Source organism: Shewanella inventionis, from assembly GCF_019931735.1.
Lineage (GTDB): Bacteria > Pseudomonadota > Gammaproteobacteria > Enterobacterales > Shewanellaceae > Shewanella > Shewanella inventionis.
Genome location: NZ_CP082926.1, coordinates 1,751,116 through 1,771,232 on the forward strand (window position 1 = coordinate 1,751,116; position 20,117 = coordinate 1,771,232).

The following is a 20,117-nucleotide window of genomic DNA, read 5'->3' on the forward strand; positions in this document are numbered from 1 at the left end:
CGTTGTCATGCTTGTCCTGGGCGCATCTATTCCTGCAAAAGCCGAATTGACTTGCCCAGACGCGGGGTTATTGTCCGGCAAGTTGCTGACGGATGTTTGCTGGTCATGCATTTTTCCTATCCGGGTTGCCGGTCTTCCTCTTGGCTCTGGCAATGTCCCAAGCGGCGCATCAAACAAGTCATTTTGCTTATGTGAAGACAACTTAGGTGTGCCAAGGCCAGGTATTGTTACCAGCATGTGGGAGCCAGCGCGTCTGATTGAACTGGTCAGAACGCCAGGTTGTTCGCCTTCCCTGGGAGGGATTCGTTTACCGTTAGGTGATAGACGACTGCAAGGTGGTCATGGCGAAGGTGAATACGATACCGGTGATCTCGCTTTCTACCATTACCATTATTACGCCTTTCCGCTTTTGGTCATGCTCGATTTGTTCATGGATGGCAATTGCAATGCTGATGGTTACATGGACTTTGACTTGATGTATTTGTCGGAATTGGACCCAACATGGCTGAACGATGAACTGGCCTTTTTTACTCAGCCTGAAGCGGCTGCCGTTGCCAATCCATTGGCTATATCTGCTTGTACCGCTGACGCTGCTTCATCAACGCTTGGTAAACCCATCGACCAGTTGTTTTGGTGTGCTGGCAGTTGGGGCCATCTCTACCCGTTATCTGGCCACACCTTAGCCTTTGGCTCATTAGCAGAAAACACCAGCCATTTAGCAGCGCGAGCAATCGCGGCTCAACACAGGCGTGGTCTTGCAAGGCGAACAATGGGGAACAGTGCGCTATGCCGACCTGTTATCGAACCCATGCTGCCGAAATCCCAATACAAGATGAGTATGTTCTTCCCTGTACCGGAAACTGAAAGTGCGCATGCCATCGGTGAAAGCACCATGAAATGGGGAGAGTGGCGCACGATCCCCGGTGCCGGTGAAGATGCGCTCTACATTTTGTGGCGCTGGCAAGACTGCTGTAACTCGGGAGGTTAACTATGAAACCAACATTTTTTACCCGAGTGTTAGCGGGTATTTTATCTATCACTATGGCGTGCTTGCCCTTACATGGTGTGGCCGCTGATGTGCAGCGCCAATCCGGCCTAAGCGGACAACAGGAAGGTAAGCAATTGCTGCAAAACTGGACGATGCCCGCACTCAATGGCAATACATTGTCGGTGCCGAATGGCAGTGGTAATGAGACGATTAACTTACAAGAGCTTTTCCCTGGTATGGATCAGGGCTCATTGGATGTCTTAACGGGCGTTTATGGCTCTGATGCCAGTATGAATCAATTGGGGACGCAGCGCCAAGAGAGCATGGCATCCGAAAGTGGCGCTACGGGTGAAGCGTTTCGTTTGCTACAGCAAATCAAAGACAGGTCGCGGCCAGATATGGTCAATGATCCGCTTTGGGCATTAACCGATGCGGTTCAAACTGCCCCCAATCTATTAACCCAAAGCTTCCCCGGCTGTGAGTCTCAAGGTGAAGGCAGCCCAAATTACCAGCAATGTGACAGGCTCAATACAGCGGTTAACAGCTGCACTATTACTCACGATTACACAGCAGGCATCATTGAGCATGTTTCAGGGCCGATGAACCTTCGCTCTTGTGGTGAGGGTTGTCTTGAGGTTTGGATAGGGCGAATTGGCGACAACTACTGGAGTGGCCGTTGTAAAGTGTTCGAACAGGCCATCACACTCAAAGTCGTGAACCCCGATGCGATTACCTCAGCCGTACTTGAGTACGCCAAATGGGATGACTACATGCAAGTGTGGCTTGGTGATCAGAAAGTCTGGTCTGGGCCGAACAATAATTTTCCACCAGAAACGGCAGGTCGCTGCGAGCTCAGTACCAGTTGGGAGCGCAATCCTAATACCGATCTAACGGCCAAGCTAAAAGCGGTAGAGTCCGGTTTAGAAGTGCCGGTAAAAATTCGCGTATCGGTTACGGGTAGTGGTGAGGGGTATGCACGCATCAAGGTGCGCTTTGATCCAACCAAGGTGGTGATGAATGATAGTTGGTCGCCACAATCCTGTATCGAACAAGCAGCGGATATCCCGACGAAGTTTTCAGACTACAGCATTCAATGCACGGATCAGCCGTCTTCAACCAACGGATGTACGGTGGTCAATGGTGTTTCAGTTTGTGAATCCTACTTTGCCCCAAGCCCTGTGGCTGGCATATCGCCTTTGTGTCGGCGTGTACAAGTGAGTGTGGATGACGAAAGCTATAAGGGGATTGAAAATCAGGCCTGCCATGTGCTTGAAGCGAACCCTTCCTGTGGCTTCATGTCGTCAGAATGTGCCGAGACCAATGATAAAGGTGAATGCATTCGTTTTACCGATACCTATGACTGTGGATTGCAAACCAGCGATCCAAAGTGCGTGGTATCCAATCTTATGCCGAGTAGTTTTGAAGCCTGTGAGCCTACTCAGACGATTACGCCATTTACTGAAACCAAGCATGTACCGGATTACCAGGTGTGCGAGAAGATCAGCACGCTTACTCAGTGTCAGTTAGAGCGACGTGTATCCGCTGAAACCCATCAACAAAGCTGGTCCATTGAGCGTGGTTGCTTTAGCTCCGAAACGCTCAGTTTTGTTCCACAGCACAGCAGTACTATGCAAACTGGAAACGCTACGCTGAGGATTTTTGATAATCAAAATACTGAGATAAAAATCACCGAGTCGCCGTCAAAGGCAAATGGTTGGAAAACGACACTCTCACTGACGGGCAATAAAGAAGCGGTCACAGAGACGAAACCGTCCATTAAGTACCCTGAAATGACCTGTCCAAAAGGAACCTTGGTTGGCTCATTGTGCAAGGTCGTTAATGGGTCGATTATTTCGTGGCATGAACCTCAGGAAGCCACTCGTTCCAGATGTGAATCCGGCTGGAACAAAGTCGATTTCGACACTTGCAGCCGAGAAGTTCAGAAGTGTTTGGCTCCTGCGAAACTGAGCGCTTCATTGACCTTCTCTGGCAAATACTTAGAGCAAGACGTTGTTCATCAATCAAGTGATCCGGGCATAGACCAATGCTTGATGCAAACGGATCAGTTCACTGCGGTGCAGTGGCAGTGTTTGGATACGGGCATAAAACGAATCGACGGGTTAACAGTTGGTAGTGGCGAGTTGGCCAATCTTGGAAGCCTTTATCCGACGGTTGTTTCGTCTCCTGCTCATTTAACCAGTCGTGGCAGCTCTGATGGACTGGGGCTCTCATGCTGGAGGGCAAAAGCGACCTACAATGCTTCGACTGCTCATCCAGAATTCAACATGGGCAGCTCAGATAGCTGGGTAGATGCCAATGGTAATACACAAACCATCGTCAATAACGGACAAAACACAACCACCAATACGTGTGCCGCGCTAGAGCAAAACCCGGCCTGCCAGTACGTCAGAACCGAATGCACTGAAGGCGGGGCTGGTCATGAAGGCTTCTGCTATATCCAAAGTTTGGTGTATGACTGCGGACAAAGCGTTGAAGTGCAAAATGCACGAATGGAAACTCAATACAACTGTGAGGGGCCAGTTCGCTGTATGGGCACAGATTGTTTAGAGCCAGAGTCAATCAAGCAGGCTAACTTTGCAGAGGCCGCTGCGATGCTCAATGCTGCGCAGTTTATGACCAATGATATGTCATGTACGGGAGCTGATGGCCAAGATAACGTCGAGTGTACGGTCTTTAAAGGTAATGCTGGCCAGTGCAAAAAAGCCGTTGGCGGCATAGTGGATTGCTGTGAAAAGCCAAGTGGCGTGTCGTTATCGGACTACATCACGATGATAGTGGCGGTTAACAAGCTTGATACGGCAGTCATGGCCATGAATCCGTCTTCTGCAATCTATGGTTCGTGGAATACGCTTAGGGAACCGATCACGAGTACCTGGAGTGCGGTTAAAGAGCCTTTTGTGTCTGCATGGGACTCTCTCATGGGGGCTGGGCCATCAACGGCTGCTGGCGCGGGAGCGGAGCAAGCTGCGACTGGCTTTATGCAGGTGTTGACCAACAAAACGGCTGAGTGGGTAGGCTCTACCTTTGGTTCGGGGGCGCAATCGGCACTGTTTAGTAACGTTGGTGGCGCGGTTGGAGCCGATGGTGTTGTATCGGGTGGTAACTTTGCGCTGGGTGGCGCTGCGGGCGCGGTTCTGAGTACGGTTATGACGGCCTACATGATTTATTCAGTCACCATGATCCTCATTCAGCTTATCTGGAAATGTGAGCAGAGTGAGTTTGAGATGAACGCTAAGCGGGTATTGAAGAGTTGCCACTATGTGGGCTCTTACTGCAAGTCTAAGTTCTTAGGTGCATGTGTTGAGAAACGGCAATCATATTGCTGCTTTACTTCGCCGCTTTCACGGATCATTCAAGAGCAAGTGCGTCCGCAGTTGGGCCTTGGCTGGGGCAGTGCAAAGTCACCAAACTGCGAAGGTTTGACCGCTAGTCAGTTAAACCAGGTAGATTGGAGCCAAGTCAATCTCGATGAATGGATAGGTATCTTGTCGATAACAGGCAACCTACCCGAAGTACCGTCACTGGATCTGGAAAGACTCACTGGCTCAGGAAGTACGCTAAACGTGGATGGAAACCGTCAAAGTGCCGCAGATAGAGCTATTGAAAGGATAAACGGAATGGATGCCCAGAAACTGCGTCAGGAGGCGACGGAAGAAATCTCAGGAAATAATTAAAAGAAATGCCTCTATTAGCTCCGTTTTAACTGGGCTAATAGAGCATATAAGAATAATAAATATGTATTGATATGTGTTGCGATTAGTTTGCAACAGATGTGAAGTAGCTCATATCTGTCTTACAGTTTCGAATAGGATTGGACTTCTTCGGACTGAAAACTATGAGCAAGGAACTGACAGCCGGACAAACTCATTTTTGGACAAAAGTGTGTTAGCTCTATGGCTAAAAACACTCGATTTCGGATAAGTTTATATTGGGCAAGCTGATATTAGATGGCAAACTACTGATCTTATGGAAAAGTGACAAAGTTGTGCCCGCATACCATGAAAGTCAAAAAATCAGCAATTATCTATACAGGCTATGATTATCAGACGCTGCAGGGCGTAAAACTGCTTGCGGAATGGCTTCATAGCCCTTCTCAGTATGTCAGGGTGGCCTTTGAAGCCGATACGGATGGCAATGAAACACCTGAAGGCATAGATGATGTTGTTTGTGAACGACCAAATGGCGTTCAAGATTTTTGGCAAGTTAAATTTACCCCCTCCCCTGAGAAGGGCGAAAACTGCCTTACGTGGGATTGGTTGTTAAAAATCTCAGGTAAAACAGCTAGATCTCGTTCCATTCTTAAAAAGCTTTACGATGCTATTAATGCTGTGCCTGCTGAAAAGCTTGGGGATGTAGTTCTATTGACCAACAAGCGGCCGGATAGATCTATGGAGTCCTGCCTGCGTGGTTCCAAAATAGACTTTAATCAGGTTGATGGTGACTCACAACAAGAGGTTATCCGACAATTAGGAAGCCACGAAGCCGCTATGTTTCTTTTTTCGAAGTTGACCGTCCAACATAGTGATGGAGACTACATTACGATAAAGCGTAGTGTTCGAGCCGAGCTTTTGAAGTTTTCCGACGATACAGGCGTTGAGCGGCTTGTCGCAAGAGCACGTGAATGGGCAATGTTTCAGAATAATCCCCCAGAAAATGGTTGGATTTATCTTCATCATGTTAGAGAAGTTTTATCACCAAAAAGACCGGAGCCCATACCTGAAATATTCTCTGTGCCTGAGGATTATTGCCTCCCAAATTCAGATTTTCACGAAAATTTACTTGCTCGTATTAGTAGCTCGGACGGCGAAGTCATTACGTTAACGGGCAAGCCTGGTGTTGGAAAAAGTACGTATCTATCGTTTTTGTGTCAAGAATTGGAAGATCAGGAAATTCCGCTATTACGTCATCACTATTTCTTATCGTTGGGGGATACAACTGAAGACAGACTAAGCCCAAGAATCGTCGCTGAATCGCTGCTACATCAAATCAATAGTTTTCACAAAGAAGCAAATGCAAGTACATCCCATCCTGAAAACCTGCGTGACGCACTGGTAACCTGCGCAAATTATTACAAAGACAAGGGGAAACCATTTTTAGTATTAATTGATGGGCTGGATCATGTTTGGCGAGACAATGCCAAAAATAAAAAGCCATTGGACGAAACCTTCAGGCAATTGCTACCTACAACAGATAACTTAGTGATACTTGTTGGAACGCAACCAGTTGACGATGAATTACTCCCTCACACACTACTTACTTATTCACCTAAGAATGATTGGCATTGGTTGCCTGAAATGTCTGGAAATTCGATATACGAGTATTTAAAACTTCATATTGAATCTGGTCGATTATTCTTAAACTGTCATGAGGATCATGTGGATGAAGAAATTCAGACAAGTGCTGGCGCGTTATTAAAAGCTACAAATGGCTATCCTCTGCATGTAATCTACTCATCTGAGTATCTGTCTCATCATGGATTAGCACTTTCTTCTTGGCAAATTGAGAAGCTTCCTCCATGCTCCGATGGCAATATTACTACTTACTATTCCGAGCTTTGGCGTAACCTCAATTATAGACAAAAGGATGTTCTTCACCTTTGTAGTGGGTTTCAATTTGCATGGCCGAGACAGGCGATTGGTTCCGTTGTCAAAGATATTCATGAATATGCTCCGAGCGTTGATGCCGTTGCACACATGCTGTCTGAAGGGCTTTGTGGAGTAAGGCCTTTTCATGAAAGCTTGGTTGTGTTTGTTAGAAGTCAGGAAGAACACGAAGAACGAATAAGTGCCTTGCTGCCATCTGTGTGTGAATGGCTAAAATTAAGCGCACCTATTCATCTCAAGGATAATTGGCTTTGGTCCTGTTTAGCTCGAATGGGCAGCACATCCGAATTACGAGAAGGCGTTGTAAGGGACTGGATACTTGATAAACTTATTACTGGCATGCCCGTCAAATCATGCATAAGGCTATTATCTGAAGCTGAAACATATGCATTTGAAGAACTTGAGTATGCTGAAGCATATAGCCATAGAGCATTAAAAACCCGGCTTATAAATGGACCTGAATTCCAGACTTGGGACCCCAATAATTTAAGTACGCTTTCCCTTATATTAGCTGATGAAGCATCTATAAATGAATTAATATCAGGACAAAACGAGTATTCACCAACCAAATTATCCATATTGGCAATTGCATTATGGTATAGAGGGGCAGTTGAACAAGCAGAGTTATTATCGCAGAAGGCTATTGATCGATATCGGGCTAAAACCAAACTTTTGTCTTCACGACACTCTCAAGATAACGAAGCTGAAGCTGCTGTATTGATAAAAGCAGGAGTATTAACTGACAGCCTTAACTACGATGTGATTTTTGAAGGAGGAAACTTCTCTAATTGGCCCGATGGATATGTGGCTAGTTTTAGACGTGCATGCCGTACAAAAAAAGAGCTGGGTCTGCTCTTCAGGGCTTGGCAGTGTTTACCCAGTAATTCAAATCATATCGGTCAAATTGAACTCGATGCAATTAGATTAAGCATTATAGAGGGTGCAGATATTGCCTGTAGGCCAGAATATAGCGCTTTTTCCTCACAGACGTTATCTCAATTTCTAGATATATTCTCTAAGAAAAAATTTGCCAGTATTAAGACTCACCTTTTTGATGGCCTGTCGGCAACAGTCTTCAAAGTTGAAAAGACTGTCGGTTATCATAGCTGGTTTTTTTCTTCACTTTGTATCAGGTTAAGTGCGGGAGGCGACTTCTCTTGGTTACCAGTTAGTGCAACATCAGATCGAGCGGATGTGTCAGCTCATTATGCATTGCTTAATCAGCTTTCAGATTGGATTGCAAATGAACTTTTAGCAGGGAATACATTAAACTTTGACGTAGTTTGTGCGATGTTTCCTTCGGAACCAATATTGGATGGGGACCAATGGGACACACGACGAGCTGACATAAATTTTAAGCGCGATTGGATTGAAATTGCTGCCGATTGTCACCTGATAACAACCAAGTCAGAAATCACGCGTGATGAACTTGAGAACACTGTTGACTCAGGTGTAGTCAGAGTTGACTGGCTTCGGTTATGGTATAAGGAGCTAGGTCTCAGACTGTTAGACGATGATGCAGTTGTACTACTCATTGAACTCGAAGAGGATCGACAGTTAAATGAGCTAGAAGAAACAATTGAGAATTCTAATGCTTACCTTGAACTCGCTCAAATAGCATTCCAACACGATAAACTAGCCCTTTTTGAAAGGTGTATGAAAAAAACATGGGATTTTGTGCTCGGTTACGGGCATCACAAAGATCCCACCATATTTGATGTTTTGACAGCTGTGGAATACCTTTCCGAAGCTGATCCAGATTCTGCTCTGGAAATATTAGAGCGGATATCTCCGATTGTTTTCAATATATCCAAGTTTACAGACGGGGATGAAACTAGGCACTCCAAGCACTCTATATCTTCATTATTGGCAAGATTAAACCCACAAACAGCGGCTTCAGTTTATGAGCAAGAGCTCAGTGATGGCGAATGGTATTATGCTGAAGAGACAATTCTAAGATTGCTTGAAAGGTGTGACTTTTCTTCACCTATAACTAAACATTTATATCTGACAGGTTTGCACTCAAACTGTTACCAAATTCTCAGAGAAAAGGTTGAACAAGAAAACTCACAGGCCATTCATATCAGTGATGAAATAGAGAACTTGCTTGGTATTGCAGTTCAAAACATGGCTGAAGATAAGCGTTCATCAACTGATAAGCTAGATGAAAAGATTACGTTGCAACCATCGGATTATCCGCCTGACAAGTTTGAAGAGTTGACTGTGGCGCTCAAAGGTAAATACAGTACTGGTGAATTTTGGAAGACTTGGTACAAATATTGGTGTGTTCAGGGTAAAGAGAGTGAGCTATTACAGCACTTAATGCCACAAGTATCGACATTTGTTGATCGTTTTGGTGACAAACGATACCTGTTAGATCTCCTTTTTTTCAGTGTCAAAAAGTTAGAGGGCAAAGCAAAAGCCTTTTGGTTTTTGGTTGCAGCTCATAAAGCAATGGGCGGTTGGTCTGATTGGTACGAGCGGGCTGAGAATAGTATTGTCCGGCTTAAAGTCGTTGCAGAGCAATATCCTAAAAGGATTGATGAGTTTATAAAGCTAACAACATCACAGCTAGATAACTGGAAGGATAAGCTTGGCAGCTTAATTATTCCCAACGACAAGTTAGTCTTTTTACTTTCTCATAGTGGTAGGAAAGATGAAGCGCTTGCACTTACTTTAGCGATGGTTGAAAAGCTGGAAGATGACGTTCGTAACCTTAAACTTACTGCGCCGGCCTGGGATTGGCGTCAGGATGATTCCCTCGAAGAAGCATTGGTTAAAATTTTAGTTTCAAGGCTGAAGCTCCCGGTACCTTCTATTAAGCTTTGGGCACTAGACCAGCTTTCACTGCTTTTAATAGCTCAGCACCCAAGAGTTGAGGAGTTGTTGAAGGAAGACTTAGCAAATAGAAAGCTGGAATCTGAGTGCGTAGAAGTGTTATGCGTATTTTTCATTGCAAAGTCTAAGGGGTATGTTTGCCCAAATGATCTGGGCCAATATATCAAAGCAAGGTCCACACTGTCTGATCTAATGCTCTCGGAATTAATATCAACTCCAGAGGATTTCGGGGAGTATTCTTATCCATTTTATCCTTTTGTTAGTCTAGATAATGGAAATAATCGATTTGAATATTACCAGGGAAGCCATGTACCTCTACTGTACAATTCATGGTTGAAAAAAGAAGAGCGAAGAACCGGTTTACCCTTTACTAGTCATTACCGATCAGAATGGAACACTACATTCGAATATCAGCCTTCTTCGGGAACTGCTATTGATTACTTTCTAGGTAGTGATAGACAAAGAGCTACCGGGCAATTTTATACGCAAGCAAGCCATCGTGGTCGTTCTGCATATCTGAGAACAATAGAAGTCGCAAAGCAATTTTTCGGTATGCCCGATTCTTATGCAGAGCATTTATCGATACCGGCACTACCTATCGAGCCTGCGTATATGGGATTACTACCTCAAAAGCCAAAATGGCTGCCTGAATGGGAGGAAGATAGTTCTCTCGATAGGGATAATTTGATTAATTATGTTGAAGATGCGTTGGCGAATTTTGAAAGAGAAGATAACACTCTTGACCTGTTAGCAATTTCATTGCCTATTAAGCTTGATGATGAGCGTTGGGTTGATTTAACTGTTGTAAAAGTCATCACGGAATTAGAGCAAGAAGCGAACATTCAAATAGAGGAACGTTCTGGGTGCCTAACAGTAGGTAACCTCTTAGATAAGCCGTTGTCATATGAGTTTGCTGAAAGTGAAAAGTCTGAAGTCACTGTATTAGCGAGTACTGCATACCCATTTATGAGATATGGTCATTGGCACTCTGATCTTGAATCGAGGGGACTCTACACCCCTAAATGTAATATTGCAGGCAAAAAAATTATTGGATCTTCTTCCGGCAGTCGATTTGGTTACTTCGTCGGTGATGACAATATTGGCTTCTCATCATTCTGGTACAATGATTGGCAACCTATTCACCCGAAAGGAGTCCGCTCTCTATGTGGTTCTTTTACCGCTGTTAACAGGGATAAAATTGGAAAATGGCTAAACTTAAGCGTAGGAAGGCAGAAAAGCTATTATGTTTGCACTGCCGTAGTGCTTACATCTGAAGATAGCTTTAGAGACTACGATCAGCATGTGTTTAGCTTTTCAGTTGGAAAATTGTAGCGATATGAATTTCGTGCAGCAATGATTCCTTAGGTCTAATACAATGATTTTGATAGAAAATACAGCAAGATGAAGAGCCCCTTCGAGAGGGGCTGGTTGATGGGAGCCTAGTTGGCTAGTTGGCGGGGTTATCTGTTTCCTCTTCAGTGATATCGTCATCGGTTGACGGCACCGCTTGCTCAACTTCTGCTTCTTTACCCTTAGCTTGGGCTGATTTTCGTGCTCGAATTTCGATATCAATAATGCGTCGAGCCAGTTTGATAATGCGCTGTTGCCATGCGTAGTTGCCATCAACACGTTGCTTGTTGCTAAGCACGCTAGACAACCAGAGTGTGTCCATTGAGATCATCAACGCATCGAGTTTGCGAACTAAGCCGACAAACTGGCCAACCTGAGGCGAGCTGATTTTGGCGTTGAAGGTAATCGGGTCGGTGTAGTCAGGTACTTCATCGATACCGTTGGACTCCATCAGTTTGTCCAAACGAGCTTGTTCGTTGTCTACCGCCTTAGCGCAATCCTCGATCAACTGGCTAATGATCTGTTCCACTTCATCAATTTCGTTCTCATCGCCAATGATGCGCAAGATGACATCGATTCCGTAAAGCGCACTGACCGTCCGTCTAAAAACACGGTCAACGACACGTTGCGCCTGTAAGCTATTAATTGTGAATGATTGTTCAAAGATGGGTTTTGAGTAATTGGGTTTTGCTTGGGCCATAAGATTTTGCTCCTGATATGACAATAATCAGTCCCTAGCCTAATCCTCTGTGCGGTAATGGCCTTTCAGCTAGGTGGAAGAATTGAGCATCTTTCTAACTATCCTGTCTGGATAAGACGGTTACACTGACTATCAAATATTGCTGATCTGTTTCAGTGATATCTGCGCCGAAGAGCATGAGCTCAACGGAAGCCCGCCGCTGATTTTTCTCAGTGGTACTAAGAGGTAGCTAGCCTCCTTAAACAAATAGCCTGCATGTTTTTACATGCTCAACCATGCGTTCCTTGCGGTTCGCCTTTTCACCACCCAACTGGGGGAGTCCTCCCCAGTTGGGGGTGACTCCTTCACAACCAAATTAAGGAGTCACCAATGGAATATATCTTCGGATTTATTATCCAAATCGCAGGCATTATGTTGCTTGCAAAACTGAGCTGGTCGCTTTTGCGATTGCTTGCTCGTCAAAGCGTGCGCCCGTTTCGATTTGTACTTACTCAAATCAAGCGATTGCTCACACCAACACCAAAACGTCGTCCAATGGCAGTGCCTAAAGCTCCTGGTATGCCCCGTTTGACATCTGCGTTTTACAAAGAGCCACATCAGTACGACATGGCTTTACTCGAAATACCAACCTATCTGCGTCGTCAGTCTTCTTTGCCCAGCCGGGTAGAAGCAACTGTGTGCACAGAGTTCAACTAAGACGAGGAGAACATCATGAAAAACCAAGTAACACTCATAGGCTACGTTGGCTCTGAGCCAGAGACGCGAGCCTATCCATCAGGTGATTTGGTGACCAGCATTTCGCTGGCCACTTCTGAGAAATGGCGCGACCGTCAATCCAATGAGCTCAAAGAGCATACGGAATGGCATCGGGTCGTTTTTCGAGATCGTGGTGGATTTAAGTTAGGGCTAAGAGCAAAAGATTTAATCCAAAAAGGAGCGAAGCTATTTGTTCAAGGGCCTCAGCGCACGCGCTCATGGGAGAAAGATGGCATTAAGCATCGATTGACCGAAGTGGATGCGGACGAGTTTCTGCTTCTTGATAGTGTGAACAAAGCATCTGAGCCATCAGCGGCGGATGATGCGGGCTCCCAAACTAATTGGGCACAAACATATCCTGAACCAGATTTTAACCGAGCGATAACGCTTTAACCCAGCCGGGAGTACTTTCCCGTCAGGGGCAGACTCCCACTTTGATTGTCGGAGTCCAAAATGGAAAAACCAAAGCTAATCCAACGCTTTGCTGAGCGCTTTAGTGTCGATCCAAACAAACTGTTCGATACCCTAAAAGCAACAGCATTTAAGCAACGTGACGGTAGTGCACCGACCAATGAGCAGATGATGGCGCTCTTGGTGGTTGCAGATCAGTACGGCTTGAACCCTTTCACCAAAGAGATTTTTGCGTTCCCTGATAAGCAAGCTGGAATTATTCCAGTGGTAGGTGTCGATGGATGGTCTCGCATCATCAATCAACACGACCAGTTTGATGGCATGGAGTTTAAGACTTCAGAAAACAAAGTCTCACTGGATGGTGCGAAAGAATGCCCAGAATGGATGGAATGCATCATCTACCGGCGCGACCGTTCGCACCCAGTCAAAATCACTGAATACCTGGATGAAGTCTATCGACCGCCTTTTGAGGGTAACGGAAAAAATGGCCCTTACCGTGTAGATGGTCCATGGCAGACGCACACTAAGCGAATGCTAAGACATAAATCCATGATCCAGTGTTCCCGCATTGCGTTTGGCTTTGTGGGAATTTTCGATCAAGACGAAGCGGAGCGAATTATCGAAGGCCAAGCAACACACATTGTTGAGCCATCGGTGATTCCACCCGAGCAAGTTGATGATCGAACCCGAGGGCTTGTTTACAAGCTTATCGAGCGGGCGGAAGCTTCAAACGCATGGAATAGTGCATTGGAATATGCCAATGAACATTTTCAGGGTGTTGAACTGACGTTTGCGAAACAAGAAATATTTAATGCACAGCAACAGGCAGCCAAAGCGCTCACACAGCCTTTAGCTTCTTAGCGCCACGCATTCATTTTACTAACCCTGGCGGGATTATTCTCCCGTCAGGGGGAAGGTCTCGTCTTTTTATTGGAGATCTTCCATGACTAAATCAGCCTCACTTTTTCGCTTGGTATTGGTTGTTGCCCTTGTCTTAGGTTCGATTCAAGCCGGTAAAGCGGCAATTGATTCGCTTCAAGCAAGTGTTGTTCAGCACCAAACAGCGTTAGCACAAGCTGCAAAGTAACTACTTAACCCTGAAGGGGAGTACTCTCCTTCGGGGGAGTCTCCCCTCAAAGGAGGCAATATGAAGGTTATCGACCTATCACAACGTACTCCTGCATGGCACCAGTGGCGCATTGCAGGGGTTACGGCATCTGAAGCCCCAATTATTATGGGGCGTTCACCCTACAAAACACCTTGGCGATTATGGGCAGAAAAAACCGGATTCGTATTACCAGAAGACCTGTCGAATAATCCTAATGTGCTTCGCGGTATTCGGTTGGAGCCTCAAGCAAGGCGAGCATTTGAGAATGCGCATAATGACTTTCTTCTGCCGTTATGTGCAGAAGCCGATCATAACGCAATCTTTCGAGCCAGTTTTGATGGCATCAACGATGCGGGCGAACCTGTTGAACTGAAATGTCCTTGCCAGTCAGTTTTTGAGGATGTGCAAGCTCACAGAGAACAAAGCGAGGCGTACCAGTTGTATTGGGTGCAGGTACAGCATCAAATACTGGTCGCCAATAGCACGCGTGGTTGGTTAGTTTTCTATTTTGAGGATCAACTGATTGAGTTTGAAATACAACGAGACTCGGCGTTCTTAATTGAGTTGCAAGAAACAGCGCTTCAGTTTTGGGAGTTAGTACAGACCAAAAAAGAACCGTCAAAATGCCCTGAACAAGATTGTTTTGTTCCCAAGGGTGAAGCCCAATACCGCTGGACATCGCTGTCTCGGCAGTATTGCTCAGCACATGCCGAAGTGGTCCGACTGGAAAATCACATTAAATCTTTGAAAGAGGAAATGCGAGACGCTCAGTCAAAATTGGTCGCCATGATGGGTAACTACGCTCATGCCGACTATGCTGGGGTCAAACTCAGCCGCTACATGATGGCGGGCACGGTGGACTATAAGCAATTGGCCACCGATAAATTAGGCGAGCTGGATGAACAGGTTTTAGCCGCTTACCGAAAAGCGCCACAAGAGCGGTTGCGTATCAGCACCAATAAGCCAGAGCAGCCCGTTGAAACACCAATCAAAATCAGCCTTGAGCAAGAGAACTTGGTTCTGCCAGGTGACTCGCCGAGCTCATTTTATTTTTAACGTTCACTTGGAGCCGATTTCGGCTCCTTTCTCATGCGCTTACATCGAGTGCATCAGAAAGCAGTTTCACTCGTAGCCAATGGTGGGTACGAATGATAGAGCGAGCTGAACTCTTACATACACAGCCATACCACAATCAACACACCACCCGACGGGGACTTCATCCCCTGTTGGGGCATGGGGCCTCGTCAAAACTGATGAGGTTTACCATGACTGAACAATCCCCATTTTTGGTTCAAGTGAATCAAGCGTTTAATGTCCCGGCTCCTGATGCTTTCGTTCTGGAAGGATTTAGTGCCGACACTACCCATCCAAACATTCCTGTTCGCAAGGACGAGTATGTTTTTAGAAAAGAAGACTTACGTGACGTTTTGGCGTTCTTGTCTCACCCAGACGGTGACGGTTTGTATATTACAGGCCCCACGGGATGCGGTAAGACTTCGCTAGTTTGCCAAGTTGCTTCTCGATTGAATTGGCCTGTTCAGCAAATTACTGCACATGGTCGATTGGAGTTGTCCGATCTTATCGGTCACCACACGCTGGTTAATGGCAACATGACCTTTGTGTATGGACCACTAGCACTGGCTGTAAAGCATGGCCATTTGCTTATCATTAATGAAATGGATCTTGCTGAGCCTGCTGAACTGGCTGGACTCAATGACATTTTGGAAGGTGCCCCGTTGGTCATCGCACAAAATGGCGGTGAGATCATCATGCCACATAACAAGTTTCGTTTTATCGCAACCGGCAACAGTGCGGGCAGCGGTGACCAGACGGGCTTGTATCAAGGTGTGCTTCAACAGAATTTGGCTTTTCTTGATCGCTTTAGAATCATCGAAGCGACCTATGCAGAGCCTTCTGTAGAGGAAGCCATTCTGGAGAACGTTGCGCCAGGCTTGCCAGAAGTCTTTCGCCAAAAAATGGTGAAAGTGGCTGGTGACATTCGTCGTCTTTTTATTGGGGGCGCGGATGGCGGTGCTGAGCTTAGTATCACCATGTCCACTCGGACCTTGGTGCGCTGGGCAAAGTTAACACTTGCTTTTAAAGGCGCTCCTAACGCAGTGGAATATGCACTGGTTCGGTCTTTGACGGCTCGTGCTGAGTTGGAGCAACGAGAAGCCATTCACCGTATTGCAGCTGATGTCTTCGGTGACCACTGGGAGGATTGATGATGGAAAAGTGCTTTGCTCTTTACCGTTACAGTCATTCTGATGGGACAGCCAAAGAATGGGCCATTTACGTTGGATCAGATACCCAGGAGATTGAAGTTCGGTTTGGAAAAGCAGGTCAATTGTCGCAGCAGCGATTGATTGACTCGACTGATCCTAACGCAGAAGCAGACCGAAGAATCAATGAGAAAATCAACAAGGGTTATCGATTTGTTGGACAAGTCGGCATTGATCATCAAGGGCGGTCATTTGAACTCTCAAATGCGCTAGATAGTGTCGCGTGCGCCAATAACGTCAGTTGGGAGTTTCGTACTCGCAAGGACGTCAATGGCCAAATCTCGCTGGCGCAAAAAGCGTTGTTCGATATGGCAAAGCTGCTTGAAGTCTATGGCTTGGCTGTTATTGATGATAACCAGGTCAGGATTGGAGAATGGTCATTAGGGTTTTGCAAAAGCGGATTACCTAGTACCAATCAAATCAGCATGGTGTCAGGTGAAGGCGCTGGCATTGTTAACACGGATGATGGCCCGTGGCCATTGTTGCTGTTACTGGCCTTTAAGCGTCAATTACCACCACTGTGTTCGCTCACAGTAGCGAGTCCTGAAGGGATAGAAGTATCCGACCAACTGAAGTTGGAAAAAGATGTATTGCGGTTGCTAGGCAGTGATTTAGAGCGGGTTCGCCCGATTGCTGAAGCACTGGACTTAATGCCTGCGAAAATCGATCTCAACCAATCGTCGCCTGATTCGCAAAATTACTATTTCTGATAGTGATGTTGCCATTAGCGCGTCAACTACTACCACCCAAACGGGGGCCATTGCTCCTGCTGGGAGTGGTGCGTCCCCATCTCGCATGAGGATGCACTATGAGTATTCAAACCCTCGACAAACTTTTGATTTGTCACATCGACTGTTCCATCTGGAGCGGTAGAAAAAAACTAAGGCCTGAAGATTTCCGATTAGCCAATGGTAGTCAACTTCCACCGAAGGATGTTGCCAGCTTAGGGAGTAAAAAAATTTGCGACCCAGAGGCATTGGCGAACTTTGAAAGGCTTAAGAAAGAAGCGCAGCGCTTGTGTGAGCAAGTCGGTGTGCGGTTTTTAGGTGGCTATGCCGTCCCTGAAGACCGAATTGATCAGATTGTTCCAGAGCTTGACCGGATCGGTCAGGAGTTTGCGCAGTGCAAGCAGTTGTTCTTGGACAACTATGATCAGGTGACTTTTGACTGGGTTGCAAAACACCCGGAATTTGCAGATGCAATCCGGCGTGCGCTGTCACCGATCGAAGACGTGGAACAACGGCTTCAGTTCGATTATGCCATCTATCGAATGCAACCGGCTGAACAAGCTGGCGGCTTAGATGACAAGGTCAATGGCATGGGGCACACCCTCTTTAGGGAGGTAGCTCGTGATGCCAACGAACTGTTTGAGCGCTCCGTTGCAGGTAAGAATCAAATCAGTCAGCGAGCCCTTAACCCTCTCAAACGGTTAAGAGACAAGTTGGATGGTTTGTCATTCCTGGATCATCGAGTTCAGCCGATGGTTGAAGCGATGGACAATTTATTTGTTCGTCTGCCGAAGACCGGCCCTGTGACAGACAATCTCTATCACGAACTGATGGCGACCATTTTAATTTTGTCTGATCCAGACAAGATGAGAATGCACGGTGAAGGTCAATTGGATATCAGACAACTGATGCCCAAACCTGAACCTAAACCCGCACAGCCAGTATCTGCTCAGGTAGATAACTTACGTGCAATACCACAACCAACCGTCAGACCAAACCTTGGTTCGACTGTACCAAACTCATTTTATTTCTAACGTCCTTGAGGGCATGTTGCCCTGAAGGGCGCATGTCCTCTGAACTATGTAAGAGGAAATTATGCAATCAACCATCCATAACCCCAGCCAACTGAACCAGTTTGAAGCACATTTTCGTGGTGTGACTGATGCGGTTGAAAGTGAATCGATACCAGAAGTGGCGTGTTGTCGAACGTTAGTACAACGGTCGTACTCAACACATAGTGTCGTGATCCCCAAGAATCCTGTTTTGATCGCAGATGCGGACGAACAAGGAGCTTGGGTAACGGCCATGGTATTTGTTCCAAACATGGCATTGCAGCAAACCGCTTTTGAGCGGGCCTGGCTGCAATATCAACACGAGGTGTCTACTCAGTTACAAGATCAGTACGGTCTGACATTGGATGACATCCTGAGTTTAGACCAGCTTAAAACGTCATTTGAGCAGCACGAGAGTCCAGCTCAATTGGTGGCTTGGTTAGGTCAAAAATACGACCTGGATAAGCTAAAAGCACAGGTTTAAACATCCATATTCCCAGCGGGGAAACGCTCCCGCTGAGGGAGTATTCCCCCTAATGATTAGGAGACTCCCATGAATCATCCATTAAAAAATGCACTGCCAATCGTTGCCGCCGCTTATGGCGAAAAGTTTGGTGTGAAGGTGCTTATTCAAGGACAAGATGCGTTTACCGATGGTGAGCGGATTGTGATCCCAACAGCAAACCCAGACGACCCACACTATCAACAGATAGCTTGGGGTTATCTGGCTCATGAAGCGGCGCATATTCGGCATACCAATTTTGACATGGTGCAGAAGGCGTCGTCCAAACCGATCCGTAAGGCACTTCTCAATATCATTGAGGACGTTCGCATTGAAAACGAATTGGCAAAGGATTACCCCGGAACCCGGCGCAGTATTTCGCAAGTGATTGAGTACATGGTAGACACTCAGCAAATGTGTGTACCTGAACAGCTTGAGCCTGCATCTAACTTGCAAGCCTGGTTGTTGTTCCGCTTGAGATGCCATTTTCTGGGCCAGAAAGCGCTGACGCCTTTGTATCAAGCAGTTGATGAAAGAGTGAGACAACTCTTTCCTGCCGCAGCGATGAGCCGGTTAAGCGCCATGCTGACAGCAGTGCCTAGCTTAGGGTCTACAGGTGAAGTGCTGAAACTTGTCGATGCCATCGTTGCCATGTTGGAAGAAGAATCTCGTCCACCACAGGATGAGTCGGATGCTGATAGCGGTAATGACATTGGACAAGATTCGAGTAATGACAGCAATAGCAGTAGTGACAGTCAAACCCCGGAAACAGGTTCGTCTGCAACAGGGGATGCTGCTGAAACGGGTGATTCTGATAACTCTGATCAAGCTGACAACTTGCGACAAGCCTTAGAGGCCAGTGCCGCTCAGTTTGAACCCGATACCTTTGCACAAGTGGCAGAAGTGTTGTCGGAACAAGCTGAAGGACATCAGGGCGTCACTCCACTCAGTTTGCCCCAAGCAGAGCAGGCAATGTTGGGTGATGAGGCTATTTTGACCTTATCGGCGTCGGAGTCTGCTCAAATTCGAGCCCGACTTAGGGGCATGGTTCAGTCCAGTCAGGACAATCGGAATCATGTCAAAAGGCACGGTCTTCGAGTTGCAACCCATCGTCTTGCCGCTTCACAAGCAGGTGAGTCGAGATTGTTTATTCAAAGGCAACCTCGCATTGCGCCTAATGCTGCTGTGCACTTGCTGGTCGATATATCGGGTTCAATGGGTAAACCCATTGGCGAAGGTAATCGAAAGTACTTTCATGTTGCCAATGAAGCTGCTTTGGCTTTGGCCATGGCACTGGAAGGCATACCGGGTGTTGTACCTGCGGTCAGTTATTTTCCTGGTATTCATCAGGAAGTTTCTATCGCGTTATTGCCCAAGCAATCGGTTCGACATCGGGCCGCCTGTTTTGACCAAAAACCACGAGGTTGTACGCCTATGGCACAAGCGATGTGGTTTGCTGCAAACAGTTTGTTAGCACAAAAACAGAAGCGAAAGCTAATGATAGTGCTAACGGATGGTGACCCAGATGATTGGGCTGCTACGCATGACATTGTTGACCGGTGCAGACGAAGTGGCTTTGAGCTGCTGGGAATAGGGATTCAAACACGCAGTGTTGAGAGATTCTTTCCACAAAGCATCGTGATTAACGACGTCAAAGATCTAAAGCGTGAGTTATTCGAAGTAACACAACAACTGTTAATTCAGTAACCACATCCATTTTACCACCCTGCGGGGACGATTCCGTCCCCGTCTGGGCATGGGTTCGTCTCCGTTTTTTT

General features: G+C 46.4%; 14 protein-coding genes. 13 read left to right on the forward strand and 1 reads right to left on the reverse strand.

The genetic code is table 11. From position 1 onward, the window contains the following. Window positions 1–7: 7 nt before the first annotated feature. The 3 genes from K8B83_RS07950 to K8B83_RS07960 all read left to right on the forward strand — a co-directional run bounded on the left by K8B83_RS07950 (window position 8) and on the right by K8B83_RS07960 (window position 10,782). On the forward strand, window positions 8–988 hold the full coding sequence (locus K8B83_RS07950) for a TraU family protein (protein WP_449618987.1): 981 nt from the start codon (window positions 8–10) through the stop codon (window positions 986–988). Window positions 989–990: 2 nt separating this feature from the next. After that, the gene (gene traN / locus K8B83_RS07955; protein ID WP_223419527.1) at window positions 991–4,683 is read left to right on the forward strand and encodes a conjugal transfer protein TraN; all 3,693 of its coding nucleotides are present in this window, start codon (window positions 991–993) and stop codon (window positions 4,681–4,683) included. 324 nt (window positions 4,684–5,007) lie between these two features. After that, window positions 5,008–10,782 carry an ATP-binding protein gene (locus K8B83_RS07960; protein WP_223419529.1) on the forward strand — a complete coding sequence of 1,925 codons (5,775 nt, stop codon included), beginning with the start codon at window positions 5,008–5,010 and terminating at the stop codon, window positions 10,780–10,782. A gap of 115 nt (window positions 10,783–10,897) precedes the next feature. Here K8B83_RS07960 and K8B83_RS07965 read toward each other — a convergent pair whose 3' ends face one another. After that, window positions 10,898–11,500 (reverse strand): hypothetical protein, encoded by a 603-nt coding sequence (locus K8B83_RS07965; RefSeq protein WP_000035786.1) that lies wholly within the window; start codon window positions 11,498–11,500, stop codon window positions 10,898–10,900. Window positions 11,501–11,869: 369 nt separating this feature from the next. Between K8B83_RS07965 and K8B83_RS07970 the strand changes: the two genes are divergently transcribed. The 10 genes from K8B83_RS07970 (at window position 11,870) to K8B83_RS08015 (ending at window position 20,046) form a co-directional block, all read left to right on the forward strand. Beyond that, window positions 11,870–12,196, forward strand: coding sequence for a hypothetical protein (locus tag K8B83_RS07970; RefSeq protein WP_000455722.1), 327 nt, complete (start codon window positions 11,870–11,872; stop codon window positions 12,194–12,196). Between the two features lie 15 nt (window positions 12,197–12,211). Beyond that, window positions 12,212–12,649, forward strand: coding sequence for a single-stranded DNA-binding protein (locus K8B83_RS07975; protein WP_125891660.1), 438 nt, complete (start codon window positions 12,212–12,214; stop codon window positions 12,647–12,649). A gap of 60 nt (window positions 12,650–12,709) precedes the next feature. Continuing rightward, window positions 12,710–13,528, forward strand: coding sequence for a phage recombination protein Bet (gene bet, locus K8B83_RS07980; protein ID WP_000414661.1), 819 nt, complete (start codon window positions 12,710–12,712; stop codon window positions 13,526–13,528). Between the two features lie 82 nt (window positions 13,529–13,610). Next, window positions 13,611–13,754, forward strand: a complete 144-nt coding sequence (locus tag K8B83_RS07985; protein WP_168476625.1) for a hypothetical protein — start codon at window positions 13,611–13,613, stop codon at window positions 13,752–13,754. A 60-nt stretch (window positions 13,755–13,814) separates the two neighbouring features. Beyond that, a complete protein-coding gene (locus K8B83_RS07990) occupies window positions 13,815–14,831 on the forward strand; it encodes a YqaJ viral recombinase family nuclease (protein ID WP_146508471.1) in 1,017 nt (338 codons plus the stop codon). A gap of 209 nt (window positions 14,832–15,040) precedes the next feature. Further along, window positions 15,041–16,000, forward strand: coding sequence for an AAA family ATPase (locus K8B83_RS07995; RefSeq protein WP_000139693.1), 960 nt, complete (start codon window positions 15,041–15,043; stop codon window positions 15,998–16,000). 2 nt (window positions 16,001–16,002) lie between these two features. Then, the gene (locus K8B83_RS08000) at window positions 16,003–16,767 is read left to right on the forward strand and encodes a hypothetical protein (protein WP_449618988.1); all 765 of its coding nucleotides are present in this window, start codon (window positions 16,003–16,005) and stop codon (window positions 16,765–16,767) included. 98 nt (window positions 16,768–16,865) lie between these two features. Next, complete coding sequence (locus tag K8B83_RS08005) at window positions 16,866–17,819, forward strand: DUF3150 domain-containing protein (protein ID WP_000027442.1); 954 nt, start codon at window positions 16,866–16,868, stop codon at window positions 17,817–17,819. A gap of 61 nt (window positions 17,820–17,880) precedes the next feature. After that, complete coding sequence (locus K8B83_RS08010; protein WP_001192020.1) at window positions 17,881–18,321, forward strand: hypothetical protein; 441 nt, start codon at window positions 17,881–17,883, stop codon at window positions 18,319–18,321. A gap of 69 nt (window positions 18,322–18,390) precedes the next feature. Then, window positions 18,391–20,046, forward strand: a complete 1,656-nt coding sequence (locus tag K8B83_RS08015; RefSeq protein WP_032482361.1) for a VWA domain-containing protein — start codon at window positions 18,391–18,393, stop codon at window positions 20,044–20,046. Window positions 20,047–20,117 lie beyond the last annotated feature (71 nt).